Source organism: Nocardia flavorosea (assembly GCF_015477805.1).
Taxonomy (GTDB): domain Bacteria; phylum Actinomycetota; class Actinomycetes; order Mycobacteriales; family Mycobacteriaceae; genus Nocardia; species Nocardia flavorosea_A.
Map to the genome: position 1 here is coordinate 1,161,691 of NZ_JADLQL010000002.1, position 21,696 is coordinate 1,183,386.

Genomic DNA, 21,696 nt, shown 5'->3' on the forward strand with positions numbered 1-21,696 from the left:
TTCCACACTGCGGCAGTTCGGGGGCACAAGGGGTGTGCAGTGGTCGGGGAATGGCTGACAGATTCGCGGACATTACGTCGCGTAGCAGCGGGATTGCGACGTCTGGAGATCTATCCGGCGGCATGCAGGTGGAAAGACCCGCTGCGCGGCTGTTCTCACGCCCATCACGTCATGGCGACTCACGCGGGCCACAATTGTCCGCGGTACTCCTTGGCCGCCGAATACCTCGAGGTGGTGAAGTGGTCATGACCGAGCTGCAGCGAGCGGTCGCGTTGATCCGCCGGGGCGTCCAGGAGGACGGGGTAGATGTTCACCAAGTCGCTGAGCATCACGGATTCCGGATAGTGCACACGATCTACCTGGATACCGGACCGGTGGTGTCGGCAATGATCGTTGCCGGTGCGGTCGCGGAGCATGATGCGGAGGCCGTCGTAGTTCCGTCGTTCGAACACGCCGATTCGGTCCGGCACTCAATCACCGAGCGTGCCGCGCTCGCTACGCCAATGTGCCTCTACCCGAAGGGGCACCTGTGGCCGGTGGTTGGGCTGTGATCGCGAATATCGCCCTGGTCGCGCTCGCCCTCGGGCTGGCCGGTCTCACGTTCGCGCTGTTCCGGGAGTGAGTCGCGGTCCTCATGACCGCCGATCATTTTGTCAGCGCCAGCAAAATGACCCCGCTCGGCTTCCTCGCAGATCGCCGAAACTGCCGGGTGCGCGCGGTTTGGTCGTCTGCCGTGGGGCACATTTTGGGCGCAACCTGCGGTGAGATCGGCTGATTTCGGGTGATATATGGTGATGTAATTTCAAGCATAACCACTGGTAGATGCCTATAAATCTAGGTCCGGGCGCCTCCGGCGGTGGGTCGAGCCACCACCGCCGGAGGCTATTCGGGTGGTATCCGAATATCCGTGCTACTACGACGACAACAGCGCGGGTGCCGCACCTGATTCAGAACAGGCGCAGTGCCTGCGCTGTTGTCGCGTAGTCGGCGGCCGGGCCGGCCGCCGGTTCCGCAGCCTTCCCTGCTGCCGCGGAGGTCTCGAGTGCCGGGCGCGCAACGGCCGGGTCGCCGGCGGTTGTGCTCACGGTGGTTTTCTCGGTGATGGCCGGGCGCGCGCCGGTTGCGGTGCGGTGGTCGCGTGGGGCGGTGGCCGCTGCCTTGCGGGCGGCAGCGCCGGCCAGTGCGTCGGCCTGTTCGTTGAAGTAGTTGCCGACATGGCCGCGGACCCAGCGGAACCGGACCGGGCCGGGCCGGGCGGCGATGGCGTGGTCGATATCGCGGATGAGTTCGACATTTTTCACCGCGCCGCCGGTGGAGGTGCGCCAGCCGTTGTTACGCCAGTTGGGCAGCCATTCGGAGGCGCATTTGATCGCGTAGAGCGAATCGCTCTCGATCAGCAGCGGGTCGGCGCCGGGGTGGGAGCGGATGGCTTCGAGGACGGCGCGTAACTCGGCGATCTGATTGGTACCCGTTGCGGCGCCGCCACTTTCTGCGCCGCCCGCATGATCTACCCATGCCCAGCCGATGGCCCCGCCGGGGTTTCGCAGGCATGAACCGTCGGTACTCACGATGATCATGGCAGTACCCTACGCAAGTCGGCCGACAAGATCTGTACCGTGCAATTCTTCGATGGCTGCGCGCAATCGCGATTCGCTGCGGCGCAGTGCGCTGCGCAACAGCGCCTTGCGTGGCCGGTCGCGCAAGGCGGCGACGAAACCGCGCGAACCGGTGTAGTCGAGCTCGGAGGTGAGTACGGATCTGCCGCGGCCGAGTGGATCGAAACGCAGTGTCAGACAGGCGGTCAGCAGTCCGCCGGCCAGCGTGTAGCCGATCACCGCGTCCTGGCGATGCTCGGTGACCTCGCAGTTCAGCACCGGCCGCCACAGCCCGAATCGGAGCCGGATGCGATACCGGGCCCCGAGCCCGCGGTCGGTTTCGCCGTGCGGCGAAACGTGTTCGGCCCCTGACAGCCACTCCGTCATGGACCGCGGATTGTCTGCATAAGCGAACGCCACGGTGATCGGCGCCGTCACATCGCTTGCGTACTTGATGAAGCCCACGGGCCCTCCCTCCACGGCTGCCCGACAAAAATACTATAGCCTTCCTCTTTATTTCCGGCAGTCCCGGGAATCGATAGCCGTGCGGCGCATATGTGATGTACGGCCGAATAGTGCCGAAATCGTATCAGAGCAGTTGGACATCGAAGCTGCTGTGACGAGGGAGCGATAGCCGGAGACCGGCATCACAGTGGCATGCCGGTCGTCCGGTTCGGCGGCCGGCCCCGGCGCAGGTTTTCGCGGACGGTGTCGGGGGTACATAACAGCAGCCGGCGAGCGCCGTACTCGACTGCCGCGCGCAGGCACCCGGCCAACGATGTCCGGCTGCGCCCGACCCTGGTCCGGCGCTCGCCGGCCCCGGTCAAGCGAACATGCCGGCCTTCCGGCCCTCGCCCGGCGGCCCGGCGAAGGCTTGGGCGATGGGCAGCCACCTTCCGGCCTCGCTGCCTGTGGTCTGCAGCGCCAGATCGTCCGGATGGCGCCGTTGGGTAACCAGCAGGCAGAAATCGAGTGCCGGTCCGGTGACCCGTTGCTGCGCGTCCGGTGGGCCCCAGGACCACAGTGCGCCCGACGGTGCGGTGAGCTCGACCCGGAATTCCGCCGCCGGAACCGGCAGCTCCCGTACGGCGTAGGCGAAATCCCGGGTGCGCACACCGATATGTGCCACTGCGTGTAGTCGATCGGTCGGTGTGCGGTGGACACCGAGAGCGTCGGCGATATCTTGACCGTGCGCCCACGTTTCCATGAGTCGTGCCGTGGCCATCGACCCCGGTCGCATGGGCGGCCCGAACCAGGCGACCTTGGCTTCGCCGGGGACGTCGCGTAACGCCGCGGCGAGGGCCTTCCGGCCGTTTCGCCAGCGTTCCAGCAGGTCAGGGACCGGCATACCGGCGGCTTCGGCCGCGGCGTCGTCGACGAAGGTCGTAATCCGCGCGGCGGCCTCGGTCAGCAGTTCGGTGAAGTGCGTGTCTCCGGTGCGGGCATCCCTGGCAGACAGGCCGGCGACCTCGTCGGTCCAGGCGAGATGGCCGATCTGATGGGCGATGGTCCAGCCGGCGGCCGGGGTGGGCCGTGCCCACTGCGCAGGTGGCAGCGGTGCGACCAGGGTTTCCAGTTCGGCGCTCTCGGCGGCCAGGTCGTCGAGCAGGGTGTTCAGATCGGCCATCGGTTGGTTCGCTTTCCTACGGCACCGGCGGGTGCGTCGCTCGACCGGCGTGGTGGTGCGTCCGTCGAGCCGGGTCGGTATGGCTTGCCCGGCCGGTCCCGTGTGCGGTCCGGTGGCGGTGCCGTCTCGGTACGCCGGTGCCGGGGTGTGTTCGGTGCGGGCGCTGCTGTCCGGCCCCAGCATTCCAGTGGACTGCGCCAGATACAAGCAAGCGTGCTTGTTTTCTGTCGGCGCTACCAGCCGAAGATCAGCAGATGGGTGGCGCCCACGAACAACCCGAGTACCGCACCGTGCAGATACAGCAACCAGGCGTCCTGCTCTACGGAGGCATAGAACATCTCCATGAACTCGCCGGGAGTCAGCAGTTGGAGTTTGCGGGCGGCGAACTCATCGATCTTCTCGGCCTGCTCCCGGATGAAATCGGCATCCTCGACCAGCGCCGGCGCCAGCCCCACGGCCGCCCCGGCCGCACCCACCTTCAAATTGTCGAACTGCCGGCGGCCGAACGCGGCCCGCACCACCGAGGTCGTGCGCCCGAGTTGCCGGTGGATCTCATCGGAAATGAGTTGTTCGAGCAGGAGCCGAGTCTTGTCGCCGTTGGGTCCGTTCAGCAGTTCGTTGGACAGGTTCGGCAGGGTCAATACCTGATAGGCGAGAATATGCGCCAGATCCACGGCGGCCTGCGGTTGCCGTTTGGCCAGCAGGGCCTGTTTCCACAAATACTTGTAGCGCGGTTGCGGATCGCCCGGAGTGAACACCACCCGGACGGCGATGATATTCACCACCACACCGATGAGCGCAGTCACCAGCGCGACGATCACCCACGCCGGCACCCAGCCCCATACGGGGATGTCCTGGTGAATATGCAGGTACAACGCGAGCAGCAATCCGAACGGTGCGCCGAGCAAACCGATCCGGGTCATGAATTTCAGTTCGGGAGCCGCGATGGTGGTGGTGAGGTCCTTGAGGATATGCGGGTTGTCCTGCAGATAGCGAATGACGAAACCCTTGATATCGATCAGCTGATCGACATTGTCGCCGAGCGAGGTGAACGCCTTCGCGCACAACTCCGGCATCTGCCGCTGGACCCGCTGGTAGATGAGCTGGCGCATCGGCCGCGGCAGGTTCTGCCACAGGTCCGGGTTCTCCCGGTTCATCACCTCGTCGACGATGGGCTTCACCTGTTTACCGGCGAGAGCGGCGACATAGTCGGCGATACCGTCGAGGTCGAGTTCGTGAATGAAATCCCGCGGACTGCCGATTCGCATCAATGCTTTGTCGACGCAGATACTGGCCATTTTCTCGGCTCGCGCCGGAATGAAGCCCTGGAAGCCGAGCCGGGAACCGTCTTCGGAAAAGGTGGGCAGCACCTGCACCCGGCGCGGGAGATACGGATAGAGCACGGCGAGTCCCGGAATCCGGACCCCGCGGAACATCAGCGGCCAGAACAGCATCACCACACCGGTCCAGTTGGTGAACCAGCCGGCCGCCGCGCTGAATATCGGAAAACTGATCAGGTCGACCACGAATTTGGTCTGCCCGGTGAGTTCCTCCCAATCGATCAACACTCCGGACGAGAGTGTGATCATCGCGCGCTCCCCTTGGGCCGGATTGTGGATTCGATGCTCACATTGTCACCGGGCCGTCCCGGGTGTCAATCAGCGCCCCCGGCTCCGCCGGCGCTGGGCGTACGGACCCGGGGTGGGCATCCGCGGCCCCACCGCCGTGAAACGGAAATGGGTCCTTCGCCGGACACTGATCGCCGGTGGGCTCAGAGACCGGGACGCAGGCGGCCGGCCGGCTCGCACACCCATGGCTGCCGTCCCGCGGACAAGGGTGCTGTCAGTCGCAGCGACCGACAGCACCTCATCGCCGGGTCCCCGCGGACGAGCGACCACTGCCCCTGGCCGACCACCGCACCCGTGTCATGCTGGATCACCATGTCCGTCCGCGACAGAGTGTCGGATACTCATTTCACGCGCTGCCCCGCGGCGCGCAACATTCTCATCGAGCTCTCCGCGGCCAGCGGCCCATCACTCAGCAGAACCGTTTCCTGCGCCGTCGGGCTGCCGATCTCGGACCGCCCGAACCACTCGCGCAGCCATGCCTCGAAATTCGCGGAGGCACCTTCCTCCGTGAAGCTGTCCGGGGCGAGGAGTGCCGCACCCACCCCCCGGCCCGGCAAGGCGTGTGCGGTATATCCGGTACCGGAAATATCGGCCCCACCGCACAGCACTCCGGGTACGCCCAGCGTGCGCAGTTTCCGGACCAGTGGAGTGTGCGCCTCGGTGACCGCCTCGGCCGGCAGGCCGAGTGTCTCGGGTTCCCACACCACAACCCGGGTGGCACCTGCCGCAACGTACTGCGTGATCAGTTCGGCGAGCAGATCTCCGCAGTCCAGGACATCGGCCACGACTTCACCGGGCCCGCGTGTCAGAGCCTCGGCCATGCCCACCGGGCCGGTGAGCGATGCCGCGACCGCGCGGCCGGGGTACAAGGCCGTGAGCACCCGGGTCAGCTCCACGTAGTCACCGACGGGCGGGCCGGCAGCCAGCACGATATCGATCAGGTCGGTCTCGTTACCGGCCGCCCGTACCCGGTCGGCTTCGGCACCTGGGTGGTGATGGGTCACCACCCAGTCCGGCCGCACGAGTGCTACGGCGTCACGCAGCCGGTATGCCTGCCGGACCGGGTCGGCGCACTGGCCGGGCGGTACACCGGCCATCCGAGCGGCCACATCCTGCAAAACCGGCGCGAAGATCATCGCTGCTGCTCCTCCATGATCTTGTCGTCCCAGTCCCACGTACCGAGAAAGCGCAGGTGCTCGGGGGGCGAATCCGCGCGCCACGACGCGACGAACTCGTCGTAGGAACGACCCCTGCGCAGCCGGTCCGCACGTTCACGTTCTCTGGCTTCGCGTGTCGCGTCGTGGTCGGCAACCATTCGTTCGCTGTCCCACACCACCTTGTAGAGCGCACTGGCCACCTCGGGGCTGATGAGGTTACGGCGCAGGTCCACCATTACCGCTTCCGGGGCGCGTTCGAGCGGATCACCGTAACCACCGCCGCCACCGACTCGCTGTATCCAGATATCACCTTCCACGATGGGGTCCGCGGCAAGCATCGGGTTGGTGACCGTGTACTCGCCGGGGATCGACCGGGCGGCGACGGTGCTCGCACCGTCGTAGGTGAGGCCTTTCCCGCCCTCGGCCAGCCAGCGGCGCACAGCCTCCACGCCGCCCTCGGGACGGATCCGGGCCAATGGTGTGCACGGCCCGCCGTAACCGCCGAACATGCCGCCGGTTACGGGGAATCGGCCACCCATACTGGTGATGCCGAAGGCGAACATCTGACTTCCGTACAGCATGTACGACCATTCGACAGAAGACCCGCCGCGGAACCTGCCGAAACCGTGATTGTCGGGCGGGATGTGCCGCCACAGGCCGAGCACCGGTAGTTCTGCCTCACGCAGTTCCATTTCGCCCCAGTCGGAGACGGGCGCGAATACGGGGCCGGCGGCGTGCTCGCCGTCGCGATCGCACAGCGCCCCACCGCCGGCGGCGTTCATTTCCGTCGAGACGTTCGCGGTCACCTGCATATGCTGGTTCAGGCCGCCGTATTGCAGAGTGGGGACCATGGCGTACCAGGGTGCCATCGGCTTGGCCACCCCCGGCGCCGCAAACATTGCTTTCGTCACCGCCTGATGCAGCGCGGCGTTGAAGCTGAACATGGTCAGCAGCGACAGCGAACTCGGCTGTTCCGGGCCGGCGGTGACGATGGATCCCGGTTCCAGCTCGAAATCGAGCGCGGAGATGAACCCCGCGGTGCGTGGTAGATCGCCGTACAGGAAATTCATGAACAGGTTGCCCACCATGGCCCGGGTGAAATGCGCCTGGGTGTTCAGCGCGCGGTCGATGGAAGGCGCGCTGCCGCTGGTGCGCACGGTGAGCTGGTCGCCGCGCTTCTCCAGCTCTACGCACAGCTTGAACAGTCGCTCTTCGATGAGTGTGCTGTCGGCGAAGTGCACGCCGCGGTAGATGCCGTCGGGCCAGGACGCGATACGCCGGCGTACCTCGGCCTCGGTGGTCTCGAGCACGGAGCGCATGGTGGCGATGAGTAGTTCCGGGGAACGTTCGCCCATGAATTCGTGCATCCGGCGTTCCACCGTGCGGGCTGCAGCGAGTTTGGCGCGGATATCGGTGAGCCACAGCATCGGGTCGCGGACCTGGTTCTGGAACAGGTTCACCACATCGCGCCGAACGATGTAGTCCTCACCGATCTTCATCGGCGGAATACGGATGCCTTCGCCGTATTTAGTGGTCGCGCGGACACAGAAGCCGCCTTGATCGATCGCGGCGCCGTTCTCACCCTCGTGGATGATCGCGCCGATCCAGGCGACATGCTCGCCTTCCCAGAACAGCGGAATCAACAGGGTGTGATCCGGATTGTGGGTGCCGCCGTAGTTGGCGTCGTTGTGATAGAAGACGTCACCTTCGGCGACGCCCACCGTCGGCTCATCGGCCCAGTAGCGTGCGATGAACTTCGGCACCGAGGAAGTTGTTGCCGAGAAGATGTTCACCCCGCTGGAAGTGGCGATCGCGAAATCACCCTCCCGGGTGTATATTCCGACGATCAAGTCGCCCCATTTGGCCGCGGCCGACGCACTGATCTGCTGGAGCATCTCCATCGAGGATTCCAGTACGGCTTCCACCCGGCTGAGCCCGACCGCCAGATCGGTGGGATCGGTGATCGTACCCAGGGCCTCGTCTTCGCGCCTGGTGCGCGGACGCAGGCGGTACTCGCCGGTTATCTCCGGGTCCGGCCCGTACATCACGGGCTGATTGTTCAGCAGGTTCGCGAGGAACTCTTCCGCGCTTGCGTCGGTCGTGCTCATGAGCGGGCCTCCTGCCGCATGGTGAAGAATCCATAGCCGTCCATCTCGCCCCGCCAACCCGGTTCGATCAGGATGATGGTGTCGTCGGCCTCGACGATCGCGGGGCCGGCCAGCCGGTGTCCGGCGCTCAGCGCCGCGTAGTTGTAGACTTCGGTCTCCACCGGCCGGTCCGCGGTGCCCCACCAGCAGGCGCGGGTTCCTTTGTAGGCGGTGCTGACCGGATCACCCGTCGCGGGGCGCTCCACCTGCCGGGGTGCCGGTCTCGGGATCCAGGCGCGTACCCGGATCGCGTCGATGGAGATACCGATTTCCTTGGTCAGTGCCAGATCGCCGAAGCGATCGCTGTACTCGTCGAAGTACGCCTTGATGACGTCGGCGAGATCGCTGCGGGTCTCCAACCGGCGCACCGGACTGGCGATCGTGATGACGTAGAGCTGTCCGGTGGAGCGCATGTCGAGTTCTACGACGGTCTCGATCTCGTCGATCCCGAAGCCTTGCCCGTCGAAATCCGCGACCGCCCGGGCATGGAACTCGTCCACAATGGCATTGAATCCGGCGAAATCGTCGAAAAGCTGCTTGGTCAGCGGGTTGAACAACACCATCCAGACCGACCGCTCATAGATATGCAACCGTTCGAGCCCGGCCGCGCCGGACGCGGAGAACACCGAGCTGTGCGGAGGCACCACCACTTCGTTCACATCGAGCGCCCGTGCGTAGCCACAGGCGTGCATCGGGCCGCCGCCACCGAAGGAGAACACGGTGAACTCGCGGGGGTCGTATCCCTTGACGGTGATGCTTTTGAAGATTTCCGCGCCCATGGTCTCGTCCACCACCCTGCGGATCTGCCGCGCCGCCTCCGGAATCGAGATACCCAGCGGTTCGGCCACCCGGCGGGCGATCGCCCGCTCGGCGCGCCGAACCTCCAGCCGGAGTTTGCCACCGTGGTAGTTGTCGGGATCGAGATACCCGAGCACGAGATTGGCATCGGTGACAGTGGGCTCGGTACCGCCCTGGCCGTAACAGGCGGGGCCGGGGTCGGAGCCCGCCGACGCCGGCCCCACCGCGATGCCGGAGATGGGATCGACCCGTGCGATCGAGCCGCCACCCGCTCCGATCGCTGAGATGTCCATCATCGGGATCTGCACCCGCCACCGATCGATAACCGGGTTGAACTCGTAGAACCGGACCGATCCACGGACCACGATGCCGACATCGAAAGAGGTCCCGCCCATATCGGTGGTGACGACTTTGTCGTAACCTCGCGCGAGCGCCAGATGCCGAGACCCGTAGAGGCCGGATACCGGACCGGCGTGCACGGTTTGGATCGGCGTGGTGCCCGCGAGGCTGCCCATACCGCCACTGTTGTGCACCAGCAGCAGTTCGCCGCGGTAGCCGCGGGTGCGTAGTTCGTCGCGCAGCGCGGACAGCCGGTCCGCGGTGAACCGGTGCAGGTAAGCGTCGATCGTGGCTGTCATCGTCCGCGCGTACTCACCTGCTCGGCCGGACACTTCGTGGGACAGAATGGTTGGGAACCGGCCGAGATAGTAGTTCGGGTACTCCTGCTCGACGATCGTGCGCACCATCCGCTCGTGCGCCGGGTTGAGGTGACTGTTGAGCAAGCAGACGACGAACCCGCGAACTCCTCGGTCGACGAGGTCGAGGACGCGATCACGTACCTCGTCCGGGTCCAGCGGGAGCACCACCCGGCCGGAGGAATCCACGCGTTCGGTGAGTGCGGCGATCTGTTCGGATTCGATCAGCGGTATGGGACGCTGCGCGCGGGAGAGGTCCCGGGTAGCGGTGGCGGGCAATCCGTCCGCCCACTGCCGGCAGCGGCCGATCGGAACGGTGTCCTCGTGGCCCCGTGTGGTGAGCAGTCCCAGCCGCGGCCCGTTGCGTTCGATCAGGGCGTTGGTACCCAATGTGGTCGCGTAGCGGATGGTCGTGGTCTCGCGCAGCAGCGTGTCGGTGTCCGAACCGGATTCGGCGGCGATATCGGCTACCGCGCGCAGGAATCCCAGGGATAGATCGTGGTGGGTTGTCAGCGCCTTCGCTGTCGTGACCCGGCCGTCCGCGGCCGTGGCGAGACAGTCTGTGAAGGTTCCGCCGATATCGACGTTGATTTCCATCAGTTGGCCGGCCTTTCCGTGCGGTTTCCGGTGCCGCTCAGCAGGGCGTCGATATCGATCTGGATGTCGTGGGCGAGGGGGTGGCCCGGCGGAAGGTATTCGGTCTCCATCTGGACACCACAGCCCGGGCAGTAGTACTCCACGATGCGGCACCACGTGGGGTCGGGAGCGAAGCTGTGCGCGCCTTCGAAACGTGCCGGATAGATGGTCCGCGGATCGCGGTCGTACAGTTTCAGCCCGTGTTTGTAGTTCTCGTGCGCCGAACCGATGACGTGGCTGCAGCGTACGCAGTTCCAGGTCACGTTCGTCAGGTCCAGTTCGAGGTATTCGGTGATCCGAACAGTGTCAGTACTCATCGTTGTCACTCCTTGTCGATGCGCTGAGCCGGAGGGTGCCGAGTGCATCCATGACGACCGACCATCCCGGCGGCACGGCACAGGTGGTCTCCGGCGCGTCGACGAGCGCCGGGCCGGCCAGTGTTTCCTCCACCCGCAATCGCGCGCGCTCTACGACCACGGTGTCCAGCTCGCCGTGGCCCGGCCAGCGGACCGGCTCGGATACCTGTGCCGATATCGCGGCGGCGGCCGGGGGTTCGATCCGGGCAAGATCCAGATGCGGCAGTGTGTGATTTGCTTCCACGGCTATCCAGCCGACACCGTCGCGCTCGAACCGGTCGACGGTGAGTTCGACGTCCCCGGCATCGACGCCTTCCCCGCGCATATCCCGCAATGCTCTGGTCGAGAGGTCGTCCTCGGTAGCCGACTGCGCTCGGGCCTCGTGCCGGTAGCGAATGTCCACCGTGGACGCACCGAAAGCGGAGAACACCGGTGCAAACGGTAAGATCAGCAGATTATCGATACCCGCGGCCGCCGCGATCGCGGCGCCGTGGGTCGCCCCGTTACCACCGAATCCTAGGGCTGTGACCGTCTTCGGGTCGATTCCGCGAGCGCGCAGCTCCGCCGCGAGCCGCTCCCCGGAGTCCCGGTGGACCCTGGCGAGTACCTGCTCGGCGGCCTCGACCACTCCGACGCCCAACGCCTCGGCCAGCGGCTCGAATGCCTGTGCGGCGGCGGATACGCTGATCTCCATATTCCCGCCGAGAAACGCGTCGGGCCGCAGGACCCCGACCACCACATCGGCATCGGTGACGGTGGGCGCGTCACCCCCGAAACCGAAGCAGGCCGGTCCCGGGGTGGCGCCCGCACTGCGCGGCCCGACTCGCAGGTCGGCACCGTCGAGCCACGCGATCGATCCGCCGCCGACGCCCAGCGGGACCAGGTCGGGGAGAGAGAAGGCGATCTCGATGTCCTCGATCTGCCCGTGCCGGCGCATCGGCACCTCGCCGTTGCGTACGATGCCCACGTCCAGGCTGGTCCCGCCCATATCGAGAGTCACCAGATCACCCAGCCCGTAGTGCGCCGCTACGGCCCGGGCGCCGAGCAGCCCCGCCATCGGACCCGAGTTGTAGGTCTTTGCCGCGACGGTTCGGGCGACTCGTGCCGCGCCGCCGTCGTTGTGCACGATCCGTAACGGCCGGTGGTAGCCCTGCGCACGCAGATAGTCCTCGGCCCGGTACAGGAAGTCGGCGACCTCCGGATGGACGTAGGCGTTGAACAAGGCGGTCGCGATCCGCCGGTGCTGATCCGGATCGGCGCAGATCTCACCGGTACGCAACAGTGGCACGGAATCCAGGCAATGCTTGGGATAGTGCTCGGCGAACGTATCGGCGAGAGAATCTTCACCACTGGGGTCATTCGTCCCGGCGGCCTCGGAACACGCCACCACCAACCCTCGCGCGCCGTCGCGCAGCAGCGTCCGGACCGCGGACAGCGATTCCGTCCGGGCCTGCGCGTCGCCGCCCGCGGGGACGGTCGCCACCATCTCCGGGGCTACGAACAGCCCGATACCGCTGCGTACGCTCGCTGATACCGTTTCACGGTCGGTGAGCAGACCGAGGCGCGGCCCGCGGCGCTGCAGCACAGTATTGGTGCCTACGGTGGTGGCGTAGCGCACCGATACGGTGTCCCGCAGCATGTCCGCCACCGTGGTGCCCAGTTCGTCGGCCGCGCCCTCGATGACATTGCGGAAGCACACAGCGAGGTCATGGGGTGTGGTCAGTGTTTTGACCGTGCGCGCGACCCCATCGCGCACGACGAAGCTGTCGGTGAAAGTACCCCCGGTATCGATATCGATCGTGATGACCGCCATGTCTCTCCTCTCCGAACGCACCGCGCAGGTCCGTGGTGGACGTCACAACTACCCTGGCGGGCCCAAATACGGCACTCAATGGGCTCTGCGGACACCTTCCGGTGGCGTCCGCGGACAACGATGCGAAGCGTGCGCGACCGAAGAGATTCGCTGCGGGAACGAGCAGGTGCTGCCACCGGAACGCGGCTACGGTCCGGGGCATGGGCAGCGCAACAGCAACGACGATCGAGGATTCCGGCGTGGGCATCGTGCCGACGACTCCCTTGCACTGGCTCGTCCACTGGCTCGGCAACGAGCACGACGAGCTACTCGACGCCCTGGTGGAAAGCGCGATCAGTGCCGTCCCGGAGCTCGCTGTTGCGCGCGATGAACCGCTCACACAGGTCAGGAGTGCGATCCAGGTCCATCTGCAGGCATTGACCGAATGCGCCGGAGAGTCCCGGCAGGACGGCCGGATGGCCGTACCGACATTCGTCGACCGGTACACCAGAGCGATCGCCCGCCACGAGATGCTGCGGCTGCCCGTGCTGTTGCGGGCCTTCGAGGAGATCCACGCGACATTGTGGCGGCGGCTCGTCGCGGCCATGCGTGACGGGCGCTATGAGCTCCCGCCTGTGCAGCGGGCCGATGTGCTCGAACACGTATCGGCCCACCTGTTCTCCTATTTCCGGATAGCGAGCTCCGTGACAGCCACGGCGTACACCACCGAGCGGGCATTGCTGGCCCGGCGTTCGTCCACGCACCGTACAGAGGTGGTCACCGGACTGCTGGCCGGCACGGTGAGCCAGGCCGACGCCGAACGCGAATTGGGCTACGAAATGAACAGCACGCATATCGGCTATGTGGCCTGGGTGGAACAGCTTTCCGAACTGGACCGGCTCGAGGGTGTGCTGACCACGCTCACCGAACGGTTGCGCCCCCGCCGGCATCTCTGGGTGCCGACCGGGGAGAACAGCGTGTTCGGCTGGATCAGTAGTCGGGACGACAACTGGTGCCGACTCGTGCGGGAGACTGCATTGCCTCCGGGAACCCGCTGTGCGTGGGGATCTCTGCACGCCGGAATGGGCGGGTTCCGCGCCACCCATCTCGACGCGTTGGAGGCGCGTCGAGTGGGGGAAGCAACGGGCAGTGCCGGTGAAGGCACGCCCGTACTCTACGACGACGTCGCGGTGGCGGCGCTGGCCTCCCGCGATGTCGCCGCGGCAAGCATGTTCGTGCGCAGGCAACTGGGCCGACTCGCCGACGGCAGCGAGGCGACGGTCCGGTTACTGCAGACGCTGCGGATCTATCTCGACGAATTGGCGAGCCCGACCAGAACCGCGCGTCGCCTGCATGTGCATCCCAACACCGTGGTGAAACGACTCGAACGCATCGAGACGCTACTCGGACGGCGTGTCGATCCCGCCAGTCTCCCGCTTCGGGTAGCGGTGGAGTTGGCGCCCCTCGTCACCGACTCCACCCGGGCCGGCTGAGCGGGGACCGCTCAGGTGCAGTCCACGATCCCGCCGTCCAGCGGAATAACCGCCCCGGTCAGATAAGCACCCGCACGCGAGGACAAGAACTGCACAGCTCCGGCGATATCCGCGGCTTCTCCGGTGCGGCCGAGGGGAATCGACTCGTCGATTGCGCGTTTGGCCTCCGGATCGTCGAAGACGAAAGCACTCATGCGGCTCGCGAAATAGCCGGGGGCGATCGCATTGACATTCACCTGCTCGCCGGCAAGACGCCGGGCGAGATGCCGGGTGAGCATATGCACGGCGGCTTTCGTCGCACTGTACGGATAGTTCTCGAGTTCTGTCACCCGGATGCCGGCGATGGAGCCGATGGTGATCACGCGCGCGGGATCACCGGGAGCGGCCGCGGCCCGCAGCGCGTCCAGCAACGCAACGGTGAGCCGGAACACCCCGGTCAGGTTGAGGTTCACCAACTTGCCCCACGCCGCGTCCGGGAATTCCTCGAGCGGGGCGCCCCAGGTGGCGCCGGCATTGTTGACCAGGATGTCGAGTCGCCCATCGAACACCTCGGTAACCGCCTGTTTCACCGCGCCGACCCCGGCCGGGGTGGAGACGTCCGCGGGCGTGGCGTGGCAACGGCCGAACCGGGCCAGGTCGGCGGCGGCGGCCGCGCAGGTATCCGGCTTGCGCGAAACCACCATGACATGCGCGCCCGCCCGAACGAGTCCCGCGGCGATCATCGAACCGATACCGCTGGTTCCCCCCGTGACCACCGCCGTCTTACCCGCCACCCCGAACATGTCGGCGGTGAACTCGCTGCCCGAAGCGGTGGACGCCCCCCCGGCAACGGCGGTCACATCGTCACCGAGTAGCCACCGTTGACCGGGATGGTCTGCCCGGTGATCCATGCCCCCGCGGCGGACGCCAGGAATGTCACCATGCCGGAGGCATCGGCGGGATCACCGATACGCCGCACCATGTACTGCGACAGGATCCGTTTGCGTTGTTCGGGGTCGGCCAAAATGTCCTCGGTGGCAGGGGTGCGGGTGGCGCCGAGTGCGACGCTGTTGGCCGTCACCTGGTGCTTGCCGCCGAGCCGGGCCAAGGATCGCGTCAAGCCGGATGCTCCGGCTTTGGCAGCCGAATATGCTTCCAGGCCGCCGATTTCACCCACTCGGCCAGCATCGGATATCACGGTGACGATACGCCCGCCCGATCCATCGGCGACCATCTGCGCCAGGGCATGGCGTGAACAGTTGAAGACTCCGTTCAGATTCACTTCGAGGGAGGGCACCCACTGGGCTGGCCCCTGCTCCCAGAACGGGGCCGACGGTGGTGCCGCACCACTGCCACCTTGGTTGCCGGCATTGTTCACCAGCACACCGACCGGACCGAATGCCTCCCGCGCCTTCGCGAACATCGCTTCCACTCCGTCGAAGTCCACGACATCACATTGGACTCCTATCGCCGGTACCCCCCGGCGCCTGATCTCGTCCGCTACGGTGCCGGCACGCTCGGCGTCGAAGTCGTTGACCACCACTGCCGCGGCCCCGTGCAGGGCGAGGTCGAGGGCGATCCGGCGACCGACTCCACGGCCCGCCCCGGTGACCAGGGCCACGCGATTTTCCATGTCGAGAAGGCTTTTCGTCTCCGGCACGTCAGCGTCCTTTCCATACGGGCCGGCGCTTCTCGGCGAATGCGTTCAGCCCTTCGAGGTAATCGTCAGAGTTCAATACCTGGTCGACGAACGGTTGCTGGTTGACCCAGCTCTCCGCGTCCGTCCACGCACCGCTGTCGCGCACGACGGCTTTGCTCGCGCGTACCGCCACCGGGCCGGCCGCCGCGATCGTTGCCGCGAGTTCGCGGGCCTCGGCCAGGGCCGCCCCGGGTTCGGTGATGCGGTTGACCAGTCCCAGCTCGTAGAAGCGAGAGGCCGGCCACGTCGTCCCGGTGATCGCAATTTCCATCGCGATGGCGTACGGCACCCGCTTCGGCAGCCGGAACAACCCGCCGCCCATCGCGGGCAAGCCGCGTTTGGCTTCCGGCAGGCCGAGCTGTGCCGTCCGGGAGGCCACGATGAGATCGCAGGCCAAGCACACTTCCAGGCCCCCGCCCACCGCGAAACCTTCCACGGCGGCGATGATCGGCTTCTCCGGCGGCTGCTTCATGATCCCACCGCCGCCGCGCCGCTCGGTGGTACCGATTTCTCCGAGGCCCGCCGCGATGATGTCCTGCCCGGCGCAGAATACATCGCCGGTTCCGGTCAGCACCGCCACGCGGAGGTCGTCGTCGGCATCGAACCGGTCGATGGCCGCCTCCATCGCGTAGGCGGTGGCCCGATCGAACGCGTTCTTGCGTTTCGGCCTGTTGATCGTGATGATCGCTGTGTTGCCAGCGCGCTCGAACAACACCGGCCCGGCCGTCGATTCGGTCATGCCGCCGCCTTCCGGTACATGGTCACCACTGCGGCAGTGCCGAGTCCGACATTGTGTGCCAGGGCCACGCGTGCTCCGTCGACCTGCCGTCCGCCGGCGAGACCACGCAACTGCCAATTCAGTTCGGCGCACTGCGCCAGCCCGGTCGCGCCGAGCGGATGCCCCTTGGAAATCAGCCCACCGGACGGATTGACCACCCATTTGCCCCCGTAGGTGGTGTCCCCGGCATCGATCAGTGTCGCGCCCTCGCCCTCTCCGCAGAGCCCCAGCGCTTCGTAGGTGAGGATTTCGTTGATCGAGAAGCAGTCGTGCAACTCGATCACGTCGACATCCTCGGGGCCGAGTTGGGCCTGCTCGTAGGTGGCCCGCGCGGCGCGTGCACCGGTGCCTTGTCCGACGATGTCGAATGCGGTGTCGTAGGCGTCGGCGGTATCGCTGGTCATGGCCTGGCCGATGATCTCGATCGCTTGGTCCGCGAGACCGTGCCGGGCCACGAATTCCTCGGATACGACGATCGCCGCCGCTGAGCCGTCGGAGGTGGGCGAGCACTGCAGTTTGGTCAGCGGATCACAGACCAGGGTCGAGGACAAGATCTCGTCGAGCGAGTACACATCTCGGAACTGGGCGTTTGGGTTGGCCGCCGAATGCCGGTGGTTCTTCACGGCGACTCTGGCGAAGTGCTCGGCCGTAGTTCCGTAACGCCTCATATGCTCGAGCCCCGCGGCGCGGAACATCTCGAGCACGACCGGAGCGCCGGTGGGCTCGCGTAACCGGGCGGATGCCTCGATGAACTTCTCCACCGGGTTGGTCGATTGCGGATAGGTGGGCGTTCCGAGCGATCCGCGCTGCATCTTTTCGAAACCGAGCGCCAGCACGCAGTCGGCGAGACCGCCGGCCACGAGCTGGCGTGCATAGTAGAGAGCCGAAGACCCACTCGCGCAGTTGTTGTTCAGGTTCATCACCGGAATACCGGTCATACCCAGCTCGTAGACGGCCCGCTGCCCCGCGGTGGAATCGGCGTGCACGAACCCGACGCAGGCATGCTCGATCTCGGTGAAGCCGATGCCCGCATCGGCCAGCGCGGCTGTCGCGGCCTCCAGGGCCATTTCGGGATAGTTCGGGGTCGGCATGCCGGGCTTGACGAACTTGGTCATACCGACGCCGACAGTGAATACACGTTTCATGGCGATGATTCGCTCCTTACTGTGTAGTGCCGGGGCCGTACTGGTCCCGCACCACCCGGCGCAGCACCTTGCCCACCGGTGTTCTGGGTAGTTCCGCGTCGAACCGGACGTGCGTGACGCGTTTGACCGGCCCCAGACGGTCCCTGGTCCACGAAATGAGCTCGTCCTCGGACGCACTCGCCCCGGGGGCGAGCACAACCAACGCCATCGGGGTCTCGCCCCACTTGGGGTCCGGGATGCCGACAACCGAGGCTTCCTGCACCGCGGGATGGGCTACCAGGGCGTTCTCCAGTTCGGCCGGCCAGATATTGAAGCCTCCGGAGATGATCAGGTCTTCCTTGCGGTCAGTGAGGAAGAGATAACCTTCCTCGTCGAGGTAACCCATATCCCGAGTGAGTATCGAGCCGTCCGGCAACTTGCGCGCACAGGTGGCCTCGGGATCACCCCAGACTTCGGTGAAGGCACCTGGCGTGGCGGCGGCGACCTCCCCGATCTGCCCCTGCGGCAGTTCGGCGCCCGATTCATCGACGATCGTTATCCGGGTATTCGAGGTCGCCCGCCCCGCAGACCGCGCCCACCGGCCGTCCTGGGCGGTGTGCTCCTCGGGCAGCAGGACGCTCACCGGAGCCACCTCACTCTGCCCGTACATCTGCAGCATGATGTCGCCGAACACTTCACGCGCCTCGGCGAGCGCGGTCTCGGTCATCGGTGCGCCGCCGTAGACAAAGACCCGCAAGCTGCTGAGATCGGTGGTCAGCGCGGCCGGGTGCCTGGCCACCAGTTCGACCATCGTCGGCACACCGAAGGCCACCGTACAGCGATGACGTTGCACCGCCGCAAGGAATTGGCCGGGGTCGAAAGCGCGCAGCACCACCACCGCGCCACCGGCGGCCAGCACGGCGAATACCGGCATGATCGTCGCGTGTGAGAGTGGGCCGGCTGCGAGGTAGGAATCCTGACAGGTCAGCTCGGGCAGAACTGTCGCCATTTCGCTGCCCATCCCGGTCCAGGCACGCACCGAGTGAGTGATGCATTTCGGTTTGCCGGTGGTGCCTGCCGAAAACCGGATCGTTTGGGGTGTCTCTTCCGCCACCTCGACCCCTGGGTCGTCGGCCGAGGCACCGGCCAGTAACTCCTCGTAATCGAGGGCATCGGCCGGCGCAGGTCCTTCGAGCACCAGCACATGCCGCACGGTTCCCGCCGCTTTCAGCTGAGGCGCGATGATGTCGTAGTGCCGATGCTGAACGATCAGGACCGTCGCGCCGATGGTATCGAGCAGGTAGCGGTTGGTTTCCGCGCTGTTGTGGGTGTACAGCGAGGCGCGCACACAACCGGCCAGCGCAATGCCCAGTATCAACTCCAGCGCTTCCGGGCTGTTGTCGGTGAGGGTCGCTACCCGATCGCCGGGTTCGATTCCGAGCCCAGCCAGCGCGTTGCCCAACCGGCAGGAGCGCTTGTAGACCTCCGCGTAGCTGTAGACCGTATCCGCACAGATCAGCGCGGGGCGCTCGGCATAGCGCTCGGCTCCATGTCGGATCAAGTTCGCTATTTCCATAGCGGTCCTTCCGTGAAATGCCCGGTAGACCGATGTGTTCGGGCCGTTGCTCGGGCTCGGACTTCACGTTAGGAACGCTTCCGGCACCGAACAATGGACCCACCCCACACCGAGCGGTGGCAGCTCGGCACAGCGACGCAGCTGGGCGAATATGGCACCACCAGCGAACTGCTGGGTTAGGCTTCAATCACCTGCAGTCATGCGATACAGAGGGATCGACCCGTGTTCGAAACCGTGTTCGTCACCGAGAAGGCATCGACTCACGGGCTGTCGGCGCAGGAGTCACAGGAAGAGTGGCGCCGCATGACCACCAGGTACCAATGCGATATGCAGTGCGATTTTTCCGCGGACCAGCAACTGGTGGGTGCGCTGACAACCACACGGACCCGGATGCATCAGCTCCTGACCTGGCAGTCCTCCTCGGTCCGCTACCGGCGGACACCAAAGCATATACGGCGCGACGGTATCGACTCCTATATGTTGCTGCTGCCCGGCACGGGCACAGCGAATGTCGACCGCGGTGCCGTCGAATTCGAGGTGTCTCCGGGCCGCGCCGCTATGCTGAGCGCGACCGAGCCCTTCGAGGTCACCCATTCACCGGGGGCGGAGCTGCGAGTGCTCACCATCGATCGGCAGTCGATCGAGCATCGGATGAATCGGCGCTTCGATCTCGCGGCACCCCTTGATCTGGCCACCGGCCTCGGTCTCGTGGTGCAGGACCTCATACAGAGCATTCTGCGTTCCCTCGATCAGCTGTCTGCTGACCAGTTCGACGCTGCGGTCAGTCGACTGATCGAGCTGCTGTGCGTGCTGATCGGCGAGAACATCGTCCAAGCCGGTGATCACTTCGGCGAGATCGAAGCAGCGATTCGGCGGTACGTGCGTGACCACGCCCACGAGCCCGACCTGAATGCGGCGGTGATCGCCGGTGCGCTCGGATGGTCAGTGCGGCAGATCCAGCTGTCGATGCAGCGAGCGGGTACCACCGCACGAGATCTGATCCGCGAGGAGCGGCTCTCGCTTGCCCACGAGCGCCTGACCGGGCCCGCCTTCCGTGGCACTTCCATCACCGATGTTGCCCACCAATGTGGTTTCACCTCGGCGACGACCTTCAGTACGGCGTTCCGGCAACGGTTCGGGATCACCCCGCGAGAACTCCGTGGAATTCACCTCCATCCGCTCAGCCGGACGAGTGGATCTACCGAAAATTGAGCGGTGGGCTTTTCGGAAAGACGACGGGAAGCGATACCAGCGCCCGGTGGAACGGGCCCGGCCGCCATTCGAGCCGGTCGGCCGGCACCGCCAGCTCCATCTCGGGCAGCGCATCCAGTAGCTGGTCGATGGCGTCCTGCACTATCAGCAAGGCCACCGTCCGGGCGGGGCAACTGTGTGAGCCCGTGCTGAAAGCCAGATGTGACCGGTTGTTGTGCAGGGCATCGCCAGTGCGGACGGCAGGGTCGTTGTTGCATGCGGCCATGCTGATGAGCACCGGCTGATGCGCGGGCAACCAGGCCCCTTCGATCAGGATCGGCTGACGTGGGTAGCTGATGCAGTAATTGGCCAACGGCGGATCGTTGAACAGGACCTCGTCCAGCGCGTCGCGGGTGGAGAGGCTTCCGCCGAGCATATCGCCCGCGAACCGGTCGTCGGTGAGCATCAACCGCAGAGTATTGATTATCAGGTTCTGCTGCGTTTCGATACCTGCGGCGTAAAGAGTTGCCAGTTGATGCATCACGCCCTCGTCGTCCAGGTTCACCGGGTGCTGCACCAGCCGGCTCGTGATATCCGGACCGGGATCGGCCCGCTTGGTCCGCGCCAGTTCGAGCAGGGTCTCGGTCAGCGCCCGGTTTCCGGCAGCGGCGTCCACGGTGTCGAATATGGCGGCCATGCTGGTCGCCGCGCGCCGACTGATTTCGGGCGAGCAGCCGAACAACGTGTTCAGGGTTGAGAGAATCAGCGGATAGGCATACTGGCCGGCGACATCACAGGCCCCGTCTTCGCAGAAGGAGTTGATGAGCGGAATCGCGGCCTGCTCGACAGTAGCGTGCAGGAGGTGCATATCCACTCGGCCGAGCGCCGCCGCCGTAGCGGTCCGGTAGTGGATATGCTCGCTACCCGAACTGCGCAGCGAGTTGGGTCGCCACTCCATCATCGGCAGGACCGGGCAGTCCGCGGAGATATCGCGTTGCCACACTCGGGGGTCCGCCGGGAAATGTTCATGGTCGTTCAGGACCCGCAACGCGGTGTGGTAACCGATCACCAGGGTGGCGGGCACGCCCGGCGCCAGCTCGACCGGAGCCAGGGACCCGTACAGTTGCCGCATCTCCCGGTACATCCGATGCGGATCGACTGCAAACTCTTTCGAGTACAGGGGAAAGCGGGGGCCATCGAAATCCATCGGTGTCGTATGCGGCGGGGTCTCACTGTCGATATTCAACTCTGCTGATTCCTCGACTGTAGGCAGGGCGAGTTTCGGCTCGGACGGTAGCCGCTCGACCGAAAAGTGTAGGGGCACACCGCATCGGTCAGTCGACAACCTGCGTCATCGGTGCGACCGCCGGTAAGGGGTCCTGGACGAATCCCGAGTGTGGATCACATCCTGCCTCTCGATGGGGG

General features: G+C 65.8%; 18 protein-coding genes. 2 read left to right on the top strand and 16 right to left on the bottom strand.

The genetic code is table 11. The annotated features are described in order from the left end of the window. Positions 1-179: 179 nt before the first annotated feature. From IU448_RS14180 to IU448_RS14225, 10 genes are all read right to left on the bottom strand, one after another. Positions 180-452, bottom strand: coding sequence for a hypothetical protein (locus IU448_RS14180; RefSeq protein WP_195055966.1), 273 nt, complete (start codon positions 450-452; stop codon positions 180-182). A gap of 495 nt (positions 453-947) precedes the next feature. Next, a complete protein-coding gene (locus tag IU448_RS14185) occupies positions 948-1,577 on the bottom strand; it encodes a ribonuclease H family protein (protein WP_195055967.1) in 630 nt (209 codons plus the stop codon). Positions 1,578-1,586: 9 nt separating this feature from the next. Continuing rightward, positions 1,587-2,060: an SRPBCC family protein gene (locus IU448_RS14190; protein ID WP_195055968.1), complete on the bottom strand. Its 474-nt coding sequence runs from the start codon at positions 2,058-2,060 to the stop codon at positions 1,587-1,589. A 358-nt stretch (positions 2,061-2,418) separates the two neighbouring features. Further along, positions 2,419-3,222: a TIGR03084 family metal-binding protein gene (locus tag IU448_RS14195; protein WP_195055969.1), complete on the bottom strand. Its 804-nt coding sequence runs from the start codon at positions 3,220-3,222 to the stop codon at positions 2,419-2,421. A 233-nt stretch (positions 3,223-3,455) separates the two neighbouring features. Further along, on the bottom strand, positions 3,456-4,811 hold the full coding sequence (locus tag IU448_RS14200; protein ID WP_195055970.1) for a hypothetical protein: 1,356 nt from the start codon (positions 4,809-4,811) through the stop codon (positions 3,456-3,458). Positions 4,812-5,191: 380 nt separating this feature from the next. Beyond that, positions 5,192-5,986, bottom strand: a complete 795-nt coding sequence (locus IU448_RS14205; RefSeq protein ID WP_195055971.1) for a hypothetical protein — start codon at positions 5,984-5,986, stop codon at positions 5,192-5,194. Beyond that, a complete protein-coding gene (locus tag IU448_RS14210; RefSeq protein ID WP_195055972.1) occupies positions 5,983-8,115 on the bottom strand; it encodes a hydantoinase B/oxoprolinase family protein in 2,133 nt (710 codons plus the stop codon). Before IU448_RS14210 ends, IU448_RS14205 begins: the two co-directional genes overlap by 4 nt. Continuing rightward, entirely contained in the window at positions 8,112-10,244 is a 2,133-nt protein-coding gene (locus IU448_RS14215; protein ID WP_228812696.1) for a hydantoinase/oxoprolinase family protein, read from the bottom strand. The genes IU448_RS14210 and IU448_RS14215 overlap by 4 nt, the downstream gene beginning before the upstream one ends. After that, complete coding sequence (locus tag IU448_RS14220) at positions 10,244-10,600, bottom strand: acetone carboxylase subunit gamma (RefSeq protein WP_195055973.1); 357 nt, start codon at positions 10,598-10,600, stop codon at positions 10,244-10,246. Before IU448_RS14220 ends, IU448_RS14215 begins: the two co-directional genes overlap by 1 nt. Continuing rightward, entirely contained in the window at positions 10,590-12,452 is a 1,863-nt protein-coding gene (locus IU448_RS14225; RefSeq protein ID WP_195055974.1) for a hydantoinase/oxoprolinase family protein, read from the bottom strand. Before IU448_RS14225 ends, IU448_RS14220 begins: the two co-directional genes overlap by 11 nt. A gap of 200 nt (positions 12,453-12,652) precedes the next feature. Here IU448_RS14225 and IU448_RS14230 point away from each other — a divergent pair, with 200 nt between their 5' ends. Next, on the top strand, positions 12,653-13,924 hold the full coding sequence (locus tag IU448_RS14230; protein ID WP_195055975.1) for a PucR family transcriptional regulator: 1,272 nt from the start codon (positions 12,653-12,655) through the stop codon (positions 13,922-13,924). A gap of 11 nt (positions 13,925-13,935) precedes the next feature. Here IU448_RS14230 and IU448_RS14235 read toward each other — a convergent pair whose 3' ends face one another. From IU448_RS14235 to IU448_RS14255, 5 genes are read right to left on the bottom strand one after another with little or no spacing between them, the layout of a single operon-like run. After that, entirely contained in the window at positions 13,936-14,706 is a 771-nt protein-coding gene (locus IU448_RS14235) for an SDR family oxidoreductase (protein ID WP_195056322.1), read from the bottom strand. Between the two features lie 53 nt (positions 14,707-14,759). Beyond that, positions 14,760-15,536 carry an SDR family NAD(P)-dependent oxidoreductase gene (locus IU448_RS14240; RefSeq protein ID WP_195055976.1) on the bottom strand — a complete coding sequence of 259 codons (777 nt, stop codon included), beginning with the start codon at positions 15,534-15,536 and terminating at the stop codon, positions 14,760-14,762. A 28-nt stretch (positions 15,537-15,564) separates the two neighbouring features. Beyond that, positions 15,565-16,341, bottom strand: a complete 777-nt coding sequence (locus IU448_RS14245) for a crotonase/enoyl-CoA hydratase family protein (RefSeq protein WP_195055977.1) — start codon at positions 16,339-16,341, stop codon at positions 15,565-15,567. Further along, positions 16,338-17,525, bottom strand: coding sequence for a thiolase C-terminal domain-containing protein (locus IU448_RS14250; protein ID WP_195055978.1), 1,188 nt, complete (start codon positions 17,523-17,525; stop codon positions 16,338-16,340). The genes IU448_RS14245 and IU448_RS14250 overlap by 4 nt, the downstream gene beginning before the upstream one ends. A 16-nt stretch (positions 17,526-17,541) precedes the next feature. Further along, a complete protein-coding gene (locus IU448_RS14255) occupies positions 17,542-19,080 on the bottom strand; it encodes an AMP-binding protein (RefSeq protein ID WP_195055979.1) in 1,539 nt (512 codons plus the stop codon). 222 nt (positions 19,081-19,302) lie between these two features. Here IU448_RS14255 and IU448_RS14260 point away from each other — a divergent pair, with 222 nt between their 5' ends. After that, entirely contained in the window at positions 19,303-20,292 is a 990-nt protein-coding gene (locus IU448_RS14260; protein ID WP_195055980.1) for a helix-turn-helix domain-containing protein, read from the top strand. On the opposite strand, the gene IU448_RS14265 is transcribed toward IU448_RS14260, so the two are convergent. Further along, on the bottom strand, positions 20,279-21,478 hold the full coding sequence (locus IU448_RS14265; protein ID WP_195056323.1) for a cytochrome P450: 1,200 nt from the start codon (positions 21,476-21,478) through the stop codon (positions 20,279-20,281). The genes IU448_RS14260 and IU448_RS14265 overlap by 14 nt on opposite strands. Positions 21,479-21,696 lie beyond the last annotated feature (218 nt).